At 36.4% G+C, this 19130-nt stretch carries 14 protein-coding genes; 3 read left to right on the forward strand and 11 right to left on the reverse strand.

Annotated elements, in window-relative coordinates; translation table 11 throughout:
* Window positions 1-22: 22 nt before the first annotated feature.
* A complete protein-coding gene (locus tag SJY44_RS07855; protein ID WP_396591939.1) occupies window positions 23-2839 on the reverse strand; it encodes a triple tyrosine motif-containing protein in 2817 nt (938 codons plus the stop codon).
* A 361-nt stretch (window positions 2840-3200) separates the two neighbouring features.
* Between SJY44_RS07855 and SJY44_RS07860 the strand changes: the two genes are divergently transcribed.
* The gene (locus tag SJY44_RS07860; protein ID WP_396591940.1) at window positions 3201-3803 is read left to right on the forward strand and encodes a hypothetical protein; all 603 of its coding nucleotides are present in this window, start codon (window positions 3201-3203) and stop codon (window positions 3801-3803) included.
* A 206-nt stretch (window positions 3804-4009) separates the two neighbouring features.
* On the opposite strand, the gene SJY44_RS07865 is transcribed toward SJY44_RS07860, so the two are convergent.
* The 4 genes from SJY44_RS07865 to SJY44_RS07880 are packed head-to-tail and all read right to left on the reverse strand — an operon-like array spanning window position 4010 to window position 9389.
* Window positions 4010-5557 (reverse strand): sulfatase, encoded by a 1548-nt coding sequence (locus SJY44_RS07865; protein WP_396591941.1) that lies wholly within the window; start codon window positions 5555-5557, stop codon window positions 4010-4012.
* 9 nt (window positions 5558-5566) lie between these two features.
* Complete coding sequence (locus tag SJY44_RS07870) at window positions 5567-7408, reverse strand: glycoside hydrolase family 36 protein (protein ID WP_396591942.1); 1842 nt, start codon at window positions 7406-7408, stop codon at window positions 5567-5569.
* Complete coding sequence (locus tag SJY44_RS07875) at window positions 7408-8289, reverse strand: sugar phosphate nucleotidyltransferase (protein WP_396591943.1); 882 nt, start codon at window positions 8287-8289, stop codon at window positions 7408-7410. The genes SJY44_RS07870 and SJY44_RS07875 overlap by 1 nt, the downstream gene beginning before the upstream one ends.
* A complete protein-coding gene (locus SJY44_RS07880; protein WP_396591944.1) occupies window positions 8286-9389 on the reverse strand; it encodes a mevalonate kinase in 1104 nt (367 codons plus the stop codon). The genes SJY44_RS07875 and SJY44_RS07880 overlap by 4 nt, the downstream gene beginning before the upstream one ends.
* Window positions 9390-9550: 161 nt before the next feature.
* On the opposite strand from SJY44_RS07880, the gene SJY44_RS07885 reads away from it, so the two are divergent.
* Together SJY44_RS07885 and SJY44_RS07890 are read left to right on the forward strand one after the other, a co-directional pair.
* Complete coding sequence (locus SJY44_RS07885; RefSeq protein WP_396591945.1) at window positions 9551-10591, forward strand: LacI family DNA-binding transcriptional regulator; 1041 nt, start codon at window positions 9551-9553, stop codon at window positions 10589-10591.
* 77 nt (window positions 10592-10668) lie between these two features.
* On the forward strand, window positions 10669-12027 hold the full coding sequence (locus tag SJY44_RS07890) for a Gfo/Idh/MocA family protein (RefSeq protein WP_396591946.1): 1359 nt from the start codon (window positions 10669-10671) through the stop codon (window positions 12025-12027).
* Between the two features lie 6 nt (window positions 12028-12033).
* Here SJY44_RS07890 and SJY44_RS07895 read toward each other — a convergent pair whose 3' ends face one another.
* The 6 genes from SJY44_RS07895 to SJY44_RS07920 all read right to left on the reverse strand — a co-directional run bounded on the left by SJY44_RS07895 (window position 12034) and on the right by SJY44_RS07920 (window position 19084).
* A complete protein-coding gene (locus SJY44_RS07895; protein WP_396591947.1) occupies window positions 12034-13224 on the reverse strand; it encodes a trans-sulfuration enzyme family protein in 1191 nt (396 codons plus the stop codon).
* Window positions 13208-14662: a Na+/H+ antiporter NhaC gene (gene nhaC, locus SJY44_RS07900; protein WP_396591948.1), complete on the reverse strand. Its 1455-nt coding sequence runs from the start codon at window positions 14660-14662 to the stop codon at window positions 13208-13210. The genes SJY44_RS07895 and nhaC overlap by 17 nt, the downstream gene beginning before the upstream one ends.
* Window positions 14663-14846: 184 nt before the next feature.
* A complete protein-coding gene (locus tag SJY44_RS07905) occupies window positions 14847-16181 on the reverse strand; it encodes a Gfo/Idh/MocA family protein (protein WP_396591949.1) in 1335 nt (444 codons plus the stop codon).
* Between the two features lie 29 nt (window positions 16182-16210).
* Window positions 16211-17182 (reverse strand): formylglycine-generating enzyme family protein, encoded by a 972-nt coding sequence (locus tag SJY44_RS07910; RefSeq protein WP_396591950.1) that lies wholly within the window; start codon window positions 17180-17182, stop codon window positions 16211-16213.
* A 41-nt stretch (window positions 17183-17223) separates the two neighbouring features.
* Window positions 17224-17910 (reverse strand): DUF1080 domain-containing protein, encoded by a 687-nt coding sequence (locus SJY44_RS07915; protein ID WP_396591951.1) that lies wholly within the window; start codon window positions 17908-17910, stop codon window positions 17224-17226.
* A 76-nt stretch (window positions 17911-17986) separates the two neighbouring features.
* Window positions 17987-19084, reverse strand: coding sequence for an acyltransferase family protein (locus SJY44_RS07920; RefSeq protein ID WP_396591952.1), 1098 nt, complete (start codon window positions 19082-19084; stop codon window positions 17987-17989).
* Window positions 19085-19130 lie beyond the last annotated feature (46 nt).

The raw sequence follows: 19130 nt of genomic DNA on the forward strand, positions 1-19130 counted from the left end.
TATTGGAAAGTTGTAGAGTAATTTACAGTTTAAGGATGTAGTTTACCAAGTTATCATCATGGGTTAAGTCCATTTTTTTGCGAAGTCTGTACCTTTTGATCTCTACACTTCTTGGTGAAATGTTCAATAAAGGAGCTATTTCTTTTGATGATAAGTTTAAACGAAGGTAAGCGCATAACCTAATATCGTTAGGAGATAGATTGGGGTGGGCTTTTTTTAATTTCTTCAAAAACTTTCTATCCGCATTGTTAAAAGCTTCTTTGAACAACTCCCAATCATCATTTTGATTTAGGCTTTTATCAATAATAGTAATGATTGGTTTAACAGAATTTTTATCTTCTACATTGGATACGAGTTGTTCTTTGACTTTGGATAGCAACTCATTCTTTTTAATTATACTTAAGGTTGATGCTGCTAATTCATTGCTCTTACTTCTAAATTCTTCTTTGAGCTGCTCGTTTTTGATTTTGATTATTTCTTTCTCGTTTTGAGCTTTTGCCAACTCTATATCCCGCTTATTCTTTTCAATTAGTTTTTGTTGTCGTTTGTGGTAATGCCTTTTGTATAAATTGTGAATTATAATTGAACCCAATACTGCCCCTAGAAAATAAAATGTCAACATTAGGTTGGATATATACCAAGGTCTAGCAATTTTAAAAGAGTAAGTAGCAATATTGTTGGAAATTCTGTCACCAATTTTTGCCCTGACATTAAACGTATACTCGCCAAAAGGAAGATTTTCGAAGGTTGCAGAAGACTTTTGGGACCAATCACTCCAGTTAGAGTAAATCCCTGAAAGTTGAAACTGATAGCTTGGCCTTAGGTATTTGTCATAATCCGCAGTATAAAAAGACATTTCAAGATTGTTTTCATCACTTTCAAAACTGCCTTTTAGGCTTTTACTTAATAACTCTTTTTCATTTTCACCTGTGTTTTTACCTGCTTTTCTAATGCTACTTATATTTACGCTAAAATCCCGCTCACTAAAATCATCTACATCAATAGTTACATACCCAGAACTGGTTCCAAATAAATATTTTCCTTCTTCTTCTAGCGCTGTAACACTTTCATACCCTACAATTCCACTTCGCACGTTTTCAGTTAATGGAATAGATTTAATGATTGGAGTGTTAGACAAGTTTCCGCGGGATACAAAACTGATATTGGAATTTGTAAATACCCATAAATAATCATTCTTATTATCCACTGTCATTTTACCTGAAAGATATTCGTCTTTTGTATAAGCTTTACTCAGAATACTATCCTTGACAAACGTTTTGTCTTTTTTATCATATTTTAAAATTCCGTTTTCATATGAATACAATAAATCTCCTTTATATTTTAATATTCCTGAATTGGAGCCTTTAATTAATGTGTCTACGGATACATTTTTCGCTTTAGAAAAAGCACTATCAACCTCAATTCTAAAAACTCCCTTGTATTCATGGTTTACAAAAATCTCTTCTTCCAACGTCTCAAAATAGCGCGATGAATGATTAAACCCTTCAATCTTGTTTTTAATATGCCATCCATCACTTGATTTTTCCAGCACATATAGTCCATCATAATTTCCTTGTAAAAGAAGGTTGGGGTCACCATTTAAATCGCTTACATTCCAAGTGCCCTGAATATCAGCAATTCTTCTAGCTTTATTTTCGTCAATAATAAATGTACCGGTATGATGGCCACAGAATAAAGTTTGTCCAATTATATTTAAAGACCATACTTGACCTTGGGTACTGTTGATTAGTCTGAAATCAGTATCACTATCTAATTCCTTATAAAACAGTCCCTGATTTGTTCCCAAATACAAAATGTTATTAAGAACAACGGAAGCATACACACTTCCCGCAACTCCTTTATTGTCATGGTATACTTTAAATGCAGATTTAAGATTTACATAACTGATTCCGTTATCAAGTCCAAGCCAAATGTTATTATCAAAATCTTCATATAGGGATAAAACAGTGTTGTTCCGCAATCCTTTTATTTGATCTATATGAGATATCAAATTTCCATTTTCATCCAAATAGATCATACCATGAGAGATGGTGCCTAAAACAAAGCCTCCGTCTGTCAATTCCAGAGCGCTGTATATACTCACATTGGATAACAATGTGTCTGCAGTTATATTCCATTTGTTAAAAGAATCATTTTGATTTTTATAAAATCCGTTGTGACGAGTAAGAACCAATAAATCTCCTTGGTGCTGAAAAATGTTGATTACTTCATCTTGTTTAAAGGGTTCAGCATCATAGACCAATACATCTTTACCGTTCTCAATCTTAAAAATTCCTTTACCAAGTCTTTGAAAATAAATACTTTGATTGAGGTTGAATATTTTAGGTGAGGAAGTGTCAGAATCAATAACATTAACCGAATTATCCTTTAAATCGTAGATATAGATCCGATCAAGGGATTGGAACACTATCCACTGATCCATGTCCAAAATGTTCCAGAACTCTTCATCTTGTTTAAAATCCTTTTTTATCTTTTTTGATAAGGAGTTGTATTGAAGCATCCCAAAATCATCTTCTTGCCAATACCCAAATTCCGTATAGCAACCTGTATATATTTTGTCGCCTACAACTTTTACTGATCTAATTATGGTTTCATTTGGTGAAGGGAACAATGTCCATTTAGCGCCGTTAAACTCTAAAAGTCCTTTGCTGTTGGCTACATAAATTACTTTGTCTCCGGCTTGCGAGATAGCCCAGTTTTGGTTTTCAGCCAAATAATCTGAAGGAGCATAATTTTTAATAGGGGGTAACTCTTGCGCAAACAATGTGGCGCCAATGACCAAAGAAACTAGGATTAATATTTTCTTAGTATTATTCACTTGAGTTTAACTTGGATTTGATAAAAGTACCAACTAGTTACTAGTAATTAATTAGTGCGATACGTTTAAGAATATTTGAAAGTCAAATAAAATAATAACTAGAGTTGCAGACAACTATTCCTTTTTTCACGCAGTTGTAAATTAAGCAAAATCATTTACTTCTTTCTTTTTTTTTGAAAACCAATAGTCACTTTAAAAGCCCAAGGGATATAAAATGGGTCAAAAATGCAAAATAGGAAATTGTGAAAGGATTTAAAAAAACATGAATTCTTTATATTAACAATGATGATTGCTCTGCATTTAAAGTAACTTTGTCTGGATAGACCAATAAACCAAAACTTTAATTTTTCTTAACTGGGAGATGGGCGAATTTTTCAAAGCCGAATTAAAAGACCGCTTTTTAGAGTATGCTTTAAAACGTAGGGACTATTTTGAAATTCAAGTTCTTTATGATGAATTTCTACGTCCTAATTATACCCTTGGGTTTGTTGAAAAATTGATTAAGGAAATACGGGAATATGATTCCAGTCTGTTGGATATTATGAGCGGTAATGGCGTGCAAATATTCATGCTAGCCTCTACACCGAGTACCCATTTGTTTTTAAACGAAGGTGGGTTTAAGGACATGCATGTAAAAGAAGAGGAAAAATGGGATGTTTTTTTAGATCAACTTTCGGGTAATCGTAAGTTGTCAAAAGATGAGAAAAAACTGCTTAAAAAAAATTCCTCCTCATTAAAGCGTGAAAAAACATTGCTCATTACAATGATTTCTGCCATTGTCATAAGTTTTTTGTTTACCCTTTTTAGTATTTTGAAAAGTGCGTTGTTAGAGCCAGAGTATGTTCCAGCAGATGAATTTGAGCGGAAATTGGAACAGGTCCGTATAGAATATCTTCAAAAAAATGAAAGATTGGAAAAGGAATTGGAAAAAGCCAAGTCCACAATAGATTCCTTAACGGAATAAGGTTCGTTCATTTAGTTTATTTTTTTGGCTCATTGCTGTTAAAAAGATTATAAACAATATGAATTGCCCCAAATTAAATCCCTATCAATTTAGAATTATGAGTTCATGATATCCAGCGTTAAATTCTATCTTTTGATGCTTTTTCCAAACGACAATAATTATCCTTTAACCCTATTGATGTATAAACCAATTTGAATTAATTATAATCAGTTGTGAGTTCCTATCAATTTTGAAGGCTCACTCTTTAAGGAAATCAGAGAGCCTTCAAGATCCGGATATTTTTTTCTTAAGGTATCGTATTCAGGGTTTATGGCATGTTTGCCCCAAATACCCAACATCAATTTTAAATTCTCTTCATCTTCTGGATACTGTCCTTTATCATCAGTTTCAATGATCCAATCCTCCAAAACGCTGGAATATTCTTTTAAGACGTTATCATAGTTAGAATCATTTGCGAGGTTATTCAACTCAAAAGGGTCACTGGGTAGATGATATAATTCTTTTTCCGGTCTTTCGTCAGACATAAATATGTCTTGAACAGAATTCAATTTTTTAGCATTATGTAATTGGTGCATGACCTTAACGAACTCGATACCGTCAAAATCCATATAAGTGGGTTGTGTATATGGCCTGTCAGTCTTAAAATTTCGGATGTACTTATACTCTTTTGATCGTACCGAACGGATTCTATCAATCGTAAAATCACAGCGATCCCTTGTTGAAATAACGTAATTCCTTTTATAGGCGTCGCCAAACATATTCTGCCCTTCCGTATAATTGGGTATCTCAATATTGGCCAAGGCCATAGATCCGGTTCCAATATCCAGTCCGCTTACCAAGTCTTCTTTGACCGTTCCAGGTGTTAACGTATTAATATTCTTAGTAAAGTCAGCAACTATCAAAGGAACATGAAGACCGCCATCATATAAGAATTGTTTGTTTCGTGTCAGTCTCATTCCATGGTCCGAAAAAAAGAATACCACGGTATTTTCCAACAAACCATTATCCCTTAAATCTTTAATGATCTTCCCTACTTTTTCGTCGGTTATTTGAATAGCATCAAGATGATTGGCATACTCTTCAACAATTACCGGATGGTTTGGCAAGTAAGGAGGTAGTTCTATCTTTGAACGGTCAACAGGGGTCTTTACATTGTCCTTGAAAGTATTGGAAAATATCTCTTTTCCTCCTTTTAACTGTATTTGCCCAAAGAAGGGTTGGTGATTCTTCAAGGTATCCAAGTTTAAATGGACTCCGCTTTTGCCATATAAAGGATGTAACTTATAATCTTGTGTGTATAAATCCCTTCTGTCATACATGAAGTTATAGTCATCTTTACCATTGTTAAAGGTGAAATAACCGGCATTTTTAAAAAGCTCTGGAATGGTTTTTAAACTATCTGGCAAATAGATAGCTGACTCTTTTGTTCTAGAGCTGTGATGATTGTGCGCTCCTGTAGTTGTTGACATCACTCCTGTAATAATACTGGAACGACTTGCTGAACATACAGGTGCAGGCATAAAAACATTGGTATACACTACACCTTGTTTGGCAAGGCTATCAATATTTGGAGTTGAAATAATAGTTGTGCCGTATGCACCTAACAAGGGAGCGGTGTCTTCAAGAAAAATCCATAAAATATTTGGGCGGGATTCATGTTCCGTTGATTGTTTTTTCTCAGCACATGAACTACACAATATTGTCGTCAAGACTGTTAATAAGAATCTTGCCTGCCATTTTTTATAAATCTTCATAATCATCATTTAATTGGTCGCTTTAAAAGAAATTAATCCTGAAGCTGGGACATTAAAAGAGTAGGTGCCCTCAGATAACTCTATGGTTTCTTTTTTTGTTTCCGTACCAAGACAATCCATTATTTTATACTCAAAATTTTTAGATTTTCCATTGATTACCATCACTATTCTATTGGATGTTTTCGCGTTGATTATATCAATTTCCTCAAATTTTTCTATCTGTACATCTACTATTTGATCATTGAATATGGTGGTTATTTTTTTGTTGTTTTTGGCTGCTTCAAGTATAGGATAATTGGTCAACGGGCTTGTGGGGTGAAAATCACCGTCCAACAACACCTCTCTGTTTTTAAGCCAATAATCTGTATAGAATTTAATCATCTTAAAATGGTCTTCAGGAATATCTTCCAGCCTAACCGAAATTTGTGGTACGGAATACATTACGTTGAGCATTTGTAATGCTGCTACTTCAACGGGTTCATCATAATGCCACATTAACATATCGGAATGAACCGCCGTTGAACCGCTTAACAGTCTTAAATCTGAGGTTCTAATTCTATTCACAGATGAGAGATTTGGGCAATCCGTTGCTCGGAACATATTCCCATATTTTCGCATGGCCGGACCCACATAAGGTTGTCTGAATTCAATCATGATATCAGGTTTGATTTCTTGAAGTGATTTTACCAAATCAGTCATCAATACATCGGTCGCTTCATTAACGGAAGCATGGTCACGCCCATCATCCATGGTGAATTTGGTGTCTTCATCCGCAATAAACCTTCCAATAAAATCCAGCTTAAAACCATCTAAATCCCAATTGTTTGTTGCATCTACATAGGTTTTGATAATGAATTCCCTCACCTCAGGATACCTAGGATCTAAAACATATGTGCCCTGTCCGTTCCAATACCTAAGAAATTTCCCTTTCATTTTCTCATAGGCTTTTGAATTTTCACCAGCGAAAGGAACAGCATACCATAAAATAAACTTCATGCCTAGATTATGTACCTCATTTACAAACTCCTTCATTTCTGGAATCCGTTCTGGTTCCCAATCACCCGTAAAGGCATAACCTCTATTACTGTCCATGGTTTGCCAGCCATCGTCTACAATAATGGATTCAAAACCCATTTGTTTGGCAAGTCTACACTCAGCCAGCAAATCTTTCATCGTTACGTTCTGATGATAGCTATACCAACTAGAGTAAACGGGCTTACGGGCTACTTCTGGAACTTCAACAGGTTTTAATTGGTCAAAAGATGCCCACCAATCAGCTACCTCCTCTAAGGCCTTTGAATATGATTGTGGTCTTGCATCAAAACGTATTTTAACCTCATAATCCGTCACTGATTGATGCTTTTCTGAAAAGAAGGTCATTTCGTTATAAACAAGTCCGTCTTCTTCTTTAACACCTGAACTCATAACAACCGTGTTCAGGGATTCAGTGGCCGAAAAAGTAAGTCGATTGCTATCATCATGACCAAAAAGGGTAATAACAGGAGCTTGTTTGGCCAACATGGAACGAACTGTAGAGGGTGCCCAACTAGGTCCAATAGTTTTGTCATTGAAGGCAGCGCTACTCCAGTACCCTGCGATATTGCTAGATGGCAATTTCCATTTTAGGGAAAATTCAGGTGGAGTTGCTCCTTTTTGATGTGTCAGGGATATTGTTAGGATTTCAAGACCGTCACTCAATTTTTCGATGGTGGTTGCAGTTTCAAAATCCCGAAACTCTCCAGTTAATTGGACTTGTTGTCCAGCTAATTCAAAATTCTGTTCTTTTTTTTGGGCACATAAGGTTCCCGCCACAAGAAAAAATAGCAGAATTACTTTGTTTTTTTTATTCATTACCAATTTAGTTTTTCATGTTTTTTTTCTAAATATTGTTTTACAGCTATAATATCTGATTTCGCTGTCAAATCTGGAACATGCTCAGAAAAAGGGACGCCGATAGTAGTGTCTGGGTAGTCTTGAATCATATTCAATAATGCAGTAGGCAATTCTTTTTCGTTTCTTGTTTCGTTAAGCGGGCAATTTTTAAGGTATTCGTAAAACATGATGCCATCAAACTTAAATATGTTCATGCTTACCCTCAATTTACCATCAGCATCTTTATAATTGTCTATTAGACTTAAATCCGGTTTTTCAACGATTTGCTGTAAATGACCTTTATGATCTAGCTTAGCCAATGCGAAACGGGAAATTCTTTCTTTGGTAAATTCAAGACTATCACGATCATAGCTAATAAAAGCATTTGGACTATTGGTTTCCCTTAGCGCTTTCAAGGCTGCTATAGAATACAGGTTATCACTATTACATACCGAATAGCTCGCCATTTTTAATTCCGGGTATTGTTCTATAGCTTGAAAAACAGCGTCCGCAGTACCTAGCGGTTTTATTCGGTCTTTTGGAATGTGCTGCGTTGCAAAGGAGATCCATAATCCGTGGAAGTTGTTCTCGCTGTCTTTGCCTCCATAATATTCTTTGAATAAAGTAGCATTTGCCCCAACAACAATATAGATGTATTTATATCCAGCTTTTTGTGCATTATTTAGCAAATAATCCATAAAAGGTCTTTTATCCTTTCCAACTGAAATTAATCCTTTACTCCGCTCATTGGCCTGTTTTATTTCTTCCTGCGTTAAATCTCCTTGATTGGAAGTATCTGTTTTTTTCATTCTTGAAGACGCTCCGCCCGCAAGAATTATCAAAGTAGCATGTGATTTCATGATTGTATTGATTTTGGTTCTACTATTCTTGCCCCTGGATCTACCTGAACCTTATAGGCATCTTTAGCTCCAGCTTTAAGTAATGAATCAATAATTTTATCTTCTTCTCCTTCATTAGCAAGAACTACAATACTGCCACCTCGTCCGGAACCAACAATTTTGGCCCCTAAAGCTCCAGCAGATATAGCCGTGTTTATCATTGCATCAATTTTTGGCACAGTGAGATTCAAATAATTTTTAAGTATTTCATGGTGTTCTGTCATTAAAGCGCCAATTGCTGCTACTGACCATGTTTCCTTTTGAAATTCTTTTAATGCTCTTTGAGTAATATCGTGATTTAAAACAGCTGCTGACAAGAATACTTTCAAGTCATCCGATACATAATTGAGATAAGATGGTAATTCATCTTTGTTGACCTCTTTTAATTCAAAAGAGGAAATCTTTTCTTTTACTTTATGTACCGCCAAGAGCGCTTTTTCTTTTAACTCACCTAAGACACCTGTTGTTTGTTTGGGCACGCCAGATTCGGCAACTATTAATCCTTTTAAAGGTTTGTCAAACGTTACATAATTTGCTTTAGCATCAGTTTCCAAGTACATGATGTTTCCTAACCCTATACTATACTGGTCCATTTTTCCGCCGGGGGAATTGTGGTATTCCACTTCAGTTTGATATGCAAGTTTGGAGACAAATTCTTTTGTAATCTTTTGATTGCATCCGAAAGCAGTTAAGAGAAATTTTATCCAAGCCACTACAACTGCTGATGAACTTGAAGTTCCTGCATTTATGGCTATATTTCCACTAATATGAATGTCATAACCCTTATCTGGTATGCACTTGTATTGTTCTGCTATTTTTATAGCAGTCAACAAATGATCTCCTTTTTCAATTTTTAATATCGGTTCTGATAAATCAATAACCCGTATTTCATTAATATCCGGTTTACTGATAATTAATTTTTGGGAATCGTTTCTAACCGCCGTTAGCGTTATGTAGCGACTTATAGCACAAGCAATGACAGGCAATTTAAGGTAATCTTGATGATCTCCAAAAAGGCAAGTTCTGCCAGGTGCCAATGAAACAATTCTTTCTAACCCCATAAAGAAGATTAAAGATTATCCAAACAAAATGATTAATTATTATATAATTCAGGACAACTAATAAGGCAAATATATCAAAAATGTGTTATCGTACACGCATTTTTATGTTAACGTACACATTATTTTAAAATTCATATGACTTTTTTATTATTTTTGGCTTGATGAGAACCAAACACACTATCAAGGATATTGCGGAAAAGGCTGGAGTTTCAATAGGGACAGTAGATAGGGTATTGCATGAAAGGGGTAGGGTTTCAAAAGCTTCCGAGGAAAAAATAATGGCTGCTATAGATGAGCTGGATTATAAACCTAATCCTATTGCTCGTACCCTTAAAAACAGTGTTGTCTATAAAATAGGCGTCTTGCTTCCAAACCCAAATTTGGATTCCTTTTGGGAACCTTGCGAAGAAGGTGTTCAAGAGGTGATTTCAGAATATGATGATTTTAATGTTCACGTTGTGATCTACCATTTCAATCCTTTTAAACCTAAATCATTTTTACAAAAGGGACATAAGGCTTACCAAGATGGAATACATGCTTTGTTTTTTGTTCCTCTTTTTGAGCGTGAAACAAATAGTATTCTTGAGAAGTTTGATGGTAAGAATATACTTTTGGCCACTTTCAACAGCACTCTATCCAATGGTATTGATCTGTATGTTGGTCAGGATTTGGTGCTCAGCGGAAAGACCGCAGCCAAACTTCTACATATGTCTAGTTCTTATGGAGGTAAGTTCGCGATTGTGCATATTAATGAGTCATATGATAATGCAAGGCATATGAGAGAAAAAGAGCAAGGTTTTACCTCTTATTGCCATGAAAATGGAATTGATAGTCCGCTAACAATTACTTTGATGTCAGGTGACTTTAAAACAAAGCTGATTTCATTCCTAGAAAAACATCAGGACTTACAGGGTATTTTCATAACCACTTCCAGAGCTTATGAAGTAGCTAAAGTTTTGGATACCATGGATGACAAAAGGATTTTATTAATTGGTTATGATTTACTGGATGAAAACCTAAAATACCTTCAAAAAGGGGTTGTGGATTTTTTAATTCATCAAGATCCTAAAATGCAAGCATCGCTGGGGTTAAAATATGTAATTGAAAACTTATTGTTCAAAAAAGTATTCCCTGAGAAAAAATTGTTGCCTATTGCCATTGTAAACTCAGAAAATGCAAAAAGCTATTTAGAACAATCATAAGATTAATACAGAATAGACTATTTAAAGAATACTGTTTAGAGTATAATGAATTAAACAAATTAAAACATCAATAAGCTATGAATTCAAGAAGAAAGTTTATCAAGAGTAGTTCCATTTTAGGAGCAGGGGTTGTACTTGCACCAAACATTGCTTCAGGTTTTGTCTCTAGCAAGTTTGAAGGTAAATTGAAAGTTGGTTTTATTGGTGTTGGCCTAAGGGGTACAAACCATCTTACCAATATCTTATTGAGAAAGGATGTTGAGGTAACGGCTATTTGCGATATCGACTCTGCCAGAATAGATTTGGCCAAGGGAATGATTAAAACAGCAGGAGGTAAATCACCTAAGGTTTTTGGAAAAAATGACTACGACTATAGGAATCTATTGGAATTAGAAGATGTGGATGCTGTAATCATTTCTACTCCTTGGTTGTGGCACGTTCGTATGACTGTTGATGCAATGAAGGCAGGAAAATATGCTGGGGTTGAAGTTTCTGCAGCAAACACATTGGAAGAATGTTGGGATTTGGTAAATACCCATGAGCAAACGGGAACCCATATGATGATTCTTGAAAATGTAAACTATAGACGGGATGTAATGGCTGTTCTTAATATGGTAAAACAAAATATTTTTGGTGAAACGGTTCATTTTAGATGCGGTTACCAGCACGATTTAAGAGAAGTTAAGTTCAATAATGGCCAACAACCTTATGGAGGTGGAGTTGAGTTTGGTGAAAAAGCTATTTCTGAAGCTAAATGGAGAACAGAACACTCTGTAAAACGTAATGGGGATGTATATCCTACCCATGGCTTGGGTCCAATAGCGGCTATGGCAGATATCAATCGGGGGAATCGATTTGTTTCAATGAGTTCTTATGCTTCAAAAGGAATAGGATTGCATAACTATGTGGTAAAACACGGCGGAGAGAGTCATCCAAATGCCAAGGTTAAATTTAAGCAAGGAGATGTTATTACTTCAACTATTGAAACGGCTAGGGGAGAGACCATTATAATCACTCATGATTGTAATTTACCGCGTCCTTATTCTTTAGGTTTTCGAGTGCAAGGTGCAAATGGTTTATGGGAGGTAGATGGGAATAGAATTTATGTAGAGGGCAAATCTGAACCCCACAAATGGGATGAGGCTACTTCATGGCTTAAAGAATATGATCACCCTCTTTGGAAAAAGTATGGTGAGTATGCCGAAGGGTCTGGACATGGTGGTATGGACTTTTTTGTAATGAATGCCTTTGTGGAATCAGCAAAGCAAAATATTGCCCCACCTATGGATGCCTATGATGCGGCAGCTTGGAGCGCTGTAACACCTTTGTCAGAAGTTTCTATTGAAAATAATGGAGAACCTCAAAATTTTCCTGATTTTACCAGAGGACTTTGGATAAAGAGAAAGCCCTATAATTGGATGAAGGATAGTTTTTAATCTGTTTCAAATTAAATCCAATGCCTGTTCTAAATCCTGGGTCAGCTCGGTTACATTCTCTAAACCGACTGATAGACGCATATCTCCATAGGTGAGACCGGTAGTTTCAAATTGGTCTTTTGTCATCTCTTTGACATAACTAATGGCCAATGCATAGATCAGGCTTTCATAGCCACCCCAACTGACCGCTATTCGAAACTTTTTTAAATTGTTAAAAAAGGTCTTGGCTTTTTCTAAATCATTTGTAGCTAGGCGAAAGGATAATAAACCTGAATTACCACTCATCTGTCTTTTTCCTAAATCATACTGTTTAAAACTCTTTAGGCCTGGGTAATTTACGCTTGTGATTTTAGGGTGATTTTCTAGAAATTCGGCAATCTCTAATGCATTTGCTTCATGGGCTTTCATTCTTAGAGGCAGAGTTTTTAAGCTTCTAGTGATTAGGGCAGCCTCAGCTGGTGAAATACGAGCTCCAAGCCATTCATATTCCTTTTTAAAAATCTGATTCATTAATTCACTGCTGCCAATAACTACACCTGCGACCACATCACTATGACCTCCAATGTATTTGGAGCAGGAATGCACCTCCAAATCTATTCCCATTTCCAGAGGTTTTTGAAAAAATGGCGTTGCCCAAGTATTGTCTATTACTGTCTTGATGCCATTTTTTTTAGCCAAAGCAGCTACTGAACGAATGTCCTGTAAAGAAAAAACACCTGAAGACGGGCTTTCCAAATAGATAAGATTGGTATTTGCTTGAATTGCTGCTTCGAATTCACCCAACTCAACCCCTGAGACAAAAGTGATGGAAACATTCATTTTATCTTTCAAGTAAGTGTAAAGAAGATTGTTAGTGGGGCCATAAATATTTTTTATCGCTATGATATGTCCATCTTTTTGAACACAATGCAATACCGCGGCGGAAATGGCCGCCATCCCTGACCCAAACAAAAGGGCTTTTTCTCCACTTGCAAGATCCGCCAACTTTCTCTGGGCAACTTCTACCGTTGGATTATTACCTCTTGAGTAAATGAAGCTTTTTGTTCTATTGTCGAATGCATCACTAATGGCATCCCAGCTTTCAAATGAAAAGTTAGACGTTTGGAATATGGGAGTTACCATTGACCCTTCATATGAAAGATCTTGAGGTTTTGCGTCATGCTGCCCGCTGTTAGTGTCGTTATTTTTTTTCTTCATTGACTGAATTGTCTTTTTTGTAAAAACATCCTATACCTAAAATAGCAATTAAGGGAGCTATGATAAGATTTATCAAACTAAGTAACTGAAAATACCAATAATCCCCAACGGCTACGCCCATAACGGAAACCATGAATAATGCGGTTGGGTGCCAGGGAATCAAACTTTCAATCATGGTTCCGTAATCTTCCAGGGAACGACTAAGAACTTTTCGATTGATTCCTAACGTATCATATTTTGTTTTGAAAGCTTCTCCAACTATAAAGCTCGTAGCGTATTGGTTCCCAGTCATTCCGTTGGTTATTCCGGCAGCTGCCAAGGATGATAATATGACTGATGATTTGGTTTTAGCATATGAAAATACTTTTTCGACAATTTTAGGAATGGCATTATTGGTATCCAGAATACCAATAAACAAAAAAACAAAAAGTGCTATTATAATGGCATCGTTTAGAGCATAAAGACCTCCGCGATTAAATAGAACACTAATATTTTCTGGAACTGTTTTTTGCCATACTGCCATGTTGGTATGGAAACCTTTGTAAACAGATTGAATTACATCTTCAAAACCATATCCTTGAAAGAGCAATGCAAAAATACAAGCCACCAATGAGGAAGTTAACAGTACTGGAATTGTTGGTAATTTTTTAAATGAACCTATCAAAACGATTAAAACAGGTAGAAGAAGTAAAATATTGAAATTGAAAATAGAAGTGACGGCGGTTAGCGTAGTTTCCAATTCGGCAAAATCACCTACAACTGATTCTGCAGGGTACACAAAACCCAAAATGGTGTAAATGATAGCAGCAATAATTGCAGAAGGTAAGGTTGTGTAAAGCATTGAGTTAATATGGTCGTATAAATCTACTCCGGTAGCCAAAGCGGCGATATTGGTTGTATCCGATAATGGAGACATTTTATCCCCAAAGAAGGCACCACCGATAACAGCGCCGGCAACAATAGCGAGATTGGCATTGATTATTGTTGCCACCCCTAAAATTACAACTCCTATAGTACCAACAGAGCCATAAGAGGTTCCTGTGAACATTGAAAAAAAGATAGGTATAATGAAGGCCAATACGTAAATGTAGTCAGGGTTGACCAATTTAATTCCATAGTAGACAAACATGGGTATTGTTCCTGAAACAATCCAACTTCCTATGACTATTCCAATAGCGAATAAGATGAGAATAGTAGGTAAACCTTTGGTTAGTTTTTTCACCGCATTAGCAAGAATGATATCCCACGAAAACCCCAAATAGATTAAATGGGTCACCGCGAAAAAAGAAGAACTAAGAAAAATGATTTCCAAAGGAATTACCGACTGGTTAAAAAAATACGGCCTAAGCACTAAGCCGTAAACAATCATTCCCAACAAAAATAAAATAGGTAAAGCGCTGTGAATTAACTTATCAGCTTTAATCGACTTTTTTTCCATCTTAGTTTTTTGTTAGGCGTGTCATACCAGATGTAGATACATTGAAACCTAATTTCCATTTTGCTGCCTCTTTGTTTTTACTTTTTAGCGCTAAAAAGCAAGAGCAGAAAGCTAAACAAATTAATTTGATTTTGTAGATGAACTTTACCTATAGTTGGGTTATGTTTAATAACTTCAAAATAGTTTATAGCACAATAGATTTACCCGGTATTGGAATTGGATAAGTACCATCTTCATTGGGCATAACAGGTGGATTCATATCCCAAGAAAGCTCTTCCGGAACCAAACTCAATTCAGATTTCATAGCTTCTTCCCATGTTACTACCTTACCACTGTAAGTGGCCATTCTTCCTAATATTGCGGTCATTGTACTTTTAGCTCCGTATTCACCATTGTTTATGACTTCATTGTTTCTTATAGAGGCAAAAAGCCTATTATGTTCTTCCTGGTAAGGGTTATGGCCTTCACTATTTGAAATGGAATGCAATTCTTTTCCATCGATATCGAAAATTTTAGCTGTACCCGCATCATTGGTCACTACGGTACCTTTTGTACCTTGGAACGCTTCTCCTACTCGGTACATTGTATTTGGTTGATGCCTGCATTGGCTGGCCACCACGGCGCCACTAGGGTATGTGAATTCTACGAAATGATGATCAAAGATTTCTCCATATTCCTTACCTGTACGTACCAAGCGCCCACCCATACCTTGAGCAGAAACAGGATACTCGCCGATGAACCAATTGGCAACATCAATATTATGTATGTGCTGTTCTAAAATATGATCTCCACACAGCCAATTAAAATAATACCAATTGCGCATTTGATATTCCATTTCAGTATATTCTGGTTTTCTTGGCTTAACCCAAACACCAGCACTATTCCAATAGACCTGACCAGAAACTATCTTACCTATAGAGTCATTTTTAAGCAAATCCAATGTTTGCAGGTAATTTTCCTGATAATGGCGCTGCAGACCAACCACAACGTTCAATTTCTTGGATTTGGCCACTTCTGCCATTTCCAAGACTTTCCGAATTCCCGGAACATCAGTGGCCAAAGGTTTTTCCATAAACACATGCTTGTTATTTTCAACAGCATATGCAAAATGCTGTGGTCTAAAACCTGGAGGTGTGGCCAAAATGACTACATCGGCTAAATCAATCGCTTTTTTATAGGCATCAAAACCAACAAAACGATGTTTTTCTTTCACCTTGATTTTGCCAGTACCCTCATATTTCTCGCTTAAATTGTTCAAGCTGCTTGTAAGCCTATCTTCAAAAGCATCGGCCATTGCTATCAACTCAACATTGTCGTCAGCTTGTAGTGCCTGATTTGCTGCCCCCGAACCTCGTCCACCACAACCTACCAATGCAAGTTTTAAGGTCTTGTTTTCAAATACATTGGCCATGGCCCCAACATCTAATGTTGGCAATAGCATTCCTGCAGATAAAAGGGTCGTGTTTTTAACAAAATCCCTGCGGGTGTTTTGTCTTTTTAAAGTCTTGTCTTTTTTCATCTTCTTATGTGTTTTCAAAGTTGTTTTTGCTATTCTTTCCCAAGCCAATAGCTATTTTGCTCTTTTTGATTTGGTGTCATGTATGGTCTTACGATTCTAAAACCTACAAACGGAGCATCGGTGTGCCACCATTTGCTTTTTGGGAATTGTGGGTCTCGCTGTTTCCAAACAGGTTTTGAAAATGCTCTTGATGCGCTGCGCAACATTTCTTGAGAATCTTTATATGATCCTCCACGAATTACCGCGGGATATTCTTTTTCAACTTGAATATAGAGACTTGTACTTTCCGTATAGGTATTCGCATTATACTGATCTAAGGTCCATTCCGCAACATTACCGTACATATCATATAATCCCCATGGGTTTGGCTTTTTTTTGCCAATTTCATGGTAGGTTGCTCCACTATTATCTGAAAACCAGGCATGTTCCTCTAAAGAGTCATCATCATCAAAAGAATAGGCACCTGCAGTTCCAGCTCTAGCTGCATATTCCCATTCGGCTTCGGTGGGTAATCGGTAAAAGACCCCCGTAATTGCGGAAAGCCATTCACAAAATTTTGAAGCCCCTAATTGTGTTACATTTCCAATGGGCAGGTTTTTTCCAGTTCCCATCCCTAAACTCATATCAACATATGGGATGGTTGCACCAGCTACGGCATCTACTTTTTTTTCTACTTCTTTGCCTTTCTCAGCAAACAACACATTGTCCAACTCACGTTGTAAAAAAAGATTATAGAGTTCCCAAGTAATCTCATAACTGGACATCCAGAAACCTTCAATATCCATTTTTCGTTGTGGCCCTTCATCTTCATCCCTTCCTTCCTCACTGTCTTGACTTCCCATGTTAAAAGAACCACTAGGAATTGCAACCATATTAATCTTTAACTGGGAACTTGGTAGTTCTTGCATATAGCTCTGTTTTTCTTGCCCAAATGTTGAGGGTATATGAGCTGAAAGCAACATAATCAGTAAAGTGATTTTTAAAGTTCGTGAAATGTTCATTCGTTTCAATTGAAATAAATCAGAGGTTCATAAGGAACTAATTATTTTGATATAGCATCTATGGACGAAATATCTATTTTTCTAAATTCTACTTCGGAACCTTCCGCTTGTATTGCTATTTGACCACTTGTAACTGTAGCATTAAATCCATGATTGACCAAATCTCCATTTACCCAAACTTTTATCTCATCTTTTAGACATTCGATAATCATGGTGTTCCATTCACCCAAAGGCTTTTCAGAACCATCTGTAAGGTTAATAATTCTTCGTTTTTTACCTTCTGTAATTCCCCATTCCTCCTTTGGACCTCTTCGTTCCACCATATTATCAACTTCTATATCCTCTACAATAACCCAAAAATCACCAGCATCCTCATGCTGCATTTGTACTTCTAAAGATTTTGGAAACATTTTGTACAATGCCCTTGGAGTTGAGGCATGGACCAATACGCCACAGTTACCCGGTTCGCCGGCGAAACGATATTCAACTTCTAATCTGTAATCTTTATAAACATCATCGGTGATGAGGTGACCTCGTGGAGTTCCCAAACTCACCAACATGCCTGTTCGTATTATAAATGGATTTATCGTATTTGGTATGGTATCCATTTCAGGAACATCAACATGCCATCCACTTAAATCTTGTCCATTAAAAAGACTTACAGCTTTTTCCTTTTTACAAGAAAAAGCAGTCATCGCAATACATAGAATTGTTATAAAATATTTCATTTTAAATAGGTTTTCAATTTTGTTTAATATTTTACTATTTGTTTATGTAAATAAACAGATGAGGACGCTGGTTCCCTTACACCTTGAAATAGACTTTCTTTTTATCCAAGAAATATGTCAAGTACCAAAAAATCAAAAGCACAAAAAGTGAATTGATTACCATAATGCCATTTTCTCCCATTCCCAAGGGATTGAGAATTCCATCTGTAAAGATTTTACCGAAACCTCTAAACCACTGTATACCTACCGTTTCAGCAAATAGGTATATAAAAATGGAATTGGTTCCCACTACAGAAAAAAATCGCATCCATTTTTTTGCATTTCCCTTTACATCAATATACCAGTAAAACAGCGCAAGTACCAAGACCGCTATTCCACCTGATAGCAAGGTAAATGAGCTAGTGGCCAATCTTTTTATAACGGGTGTGATATTCAGAATATCCAATGCTATTCCTAAAACCATGGCAATGCTTCCCCAGAGCACAAATGCTTTCAATTTTTGTGAAGATTCACTCTTGTTTAAAAGAAGTCGTCCGCAAACTACACCCCAAATGGTATGCGCGGCGGTAGGGATAAAATTGATGGTCACCCAGCCATCACCATTAATTTTCCCCATAAAAACGCGATCCATAAAAGAACCAAAACTTGCTCCATTGTTAAAGGGGGCTGCGGGGTCATAAAAACGGTAAAGCAATTCAGTTAGCACCAAAAGACCTATCGAAATTAGTAGTTGGTTTCGGTTCGATAAATTCATAATTGCATATGCAATTAGGATAGTAAATGCCAATTGCACCAATACATTCCAAAGCTCCCAAACCAACGCGTGACTGTATACGCAATGCAGCAACACCCCAAAGGCAAATAATAGGAAACAACGTTGAAGAATATGACGTGTCACAGCTTTTCTGTTGCCCGTTTTTAGGCGTTTTCCGATAGAGAATGGCATGGCCACTCCAACTATGAACATAAAGAATGGCTGAATCAAATCCCAAAAGCGAAACCCATGCCATGGATGATGATGTAATTGTTCCCCTATACCGGAAAGAAATGGAGTATCCTTGACCAGCTCATAAAAAGAATGGTGGAACCCAGCAGCCTCAGCAATAAGCATGAACATGGTCATGCCACGAAATACATCTAAGGAAAATAAACGTTTTGAGGGTATGTGTTCCATAATTAAGAATTTAGTTGGCTTATCTAGTTGTATATTGGTTTTTAGA

This window comes from Allomuricauda sp. R78024 (assembly GCF_044596045.1).
GTDB lineage: Bacteria > Bacteroidota > Bacteroidia > Flavobacteriales > Flavobacteriaceae > Flagellimonas.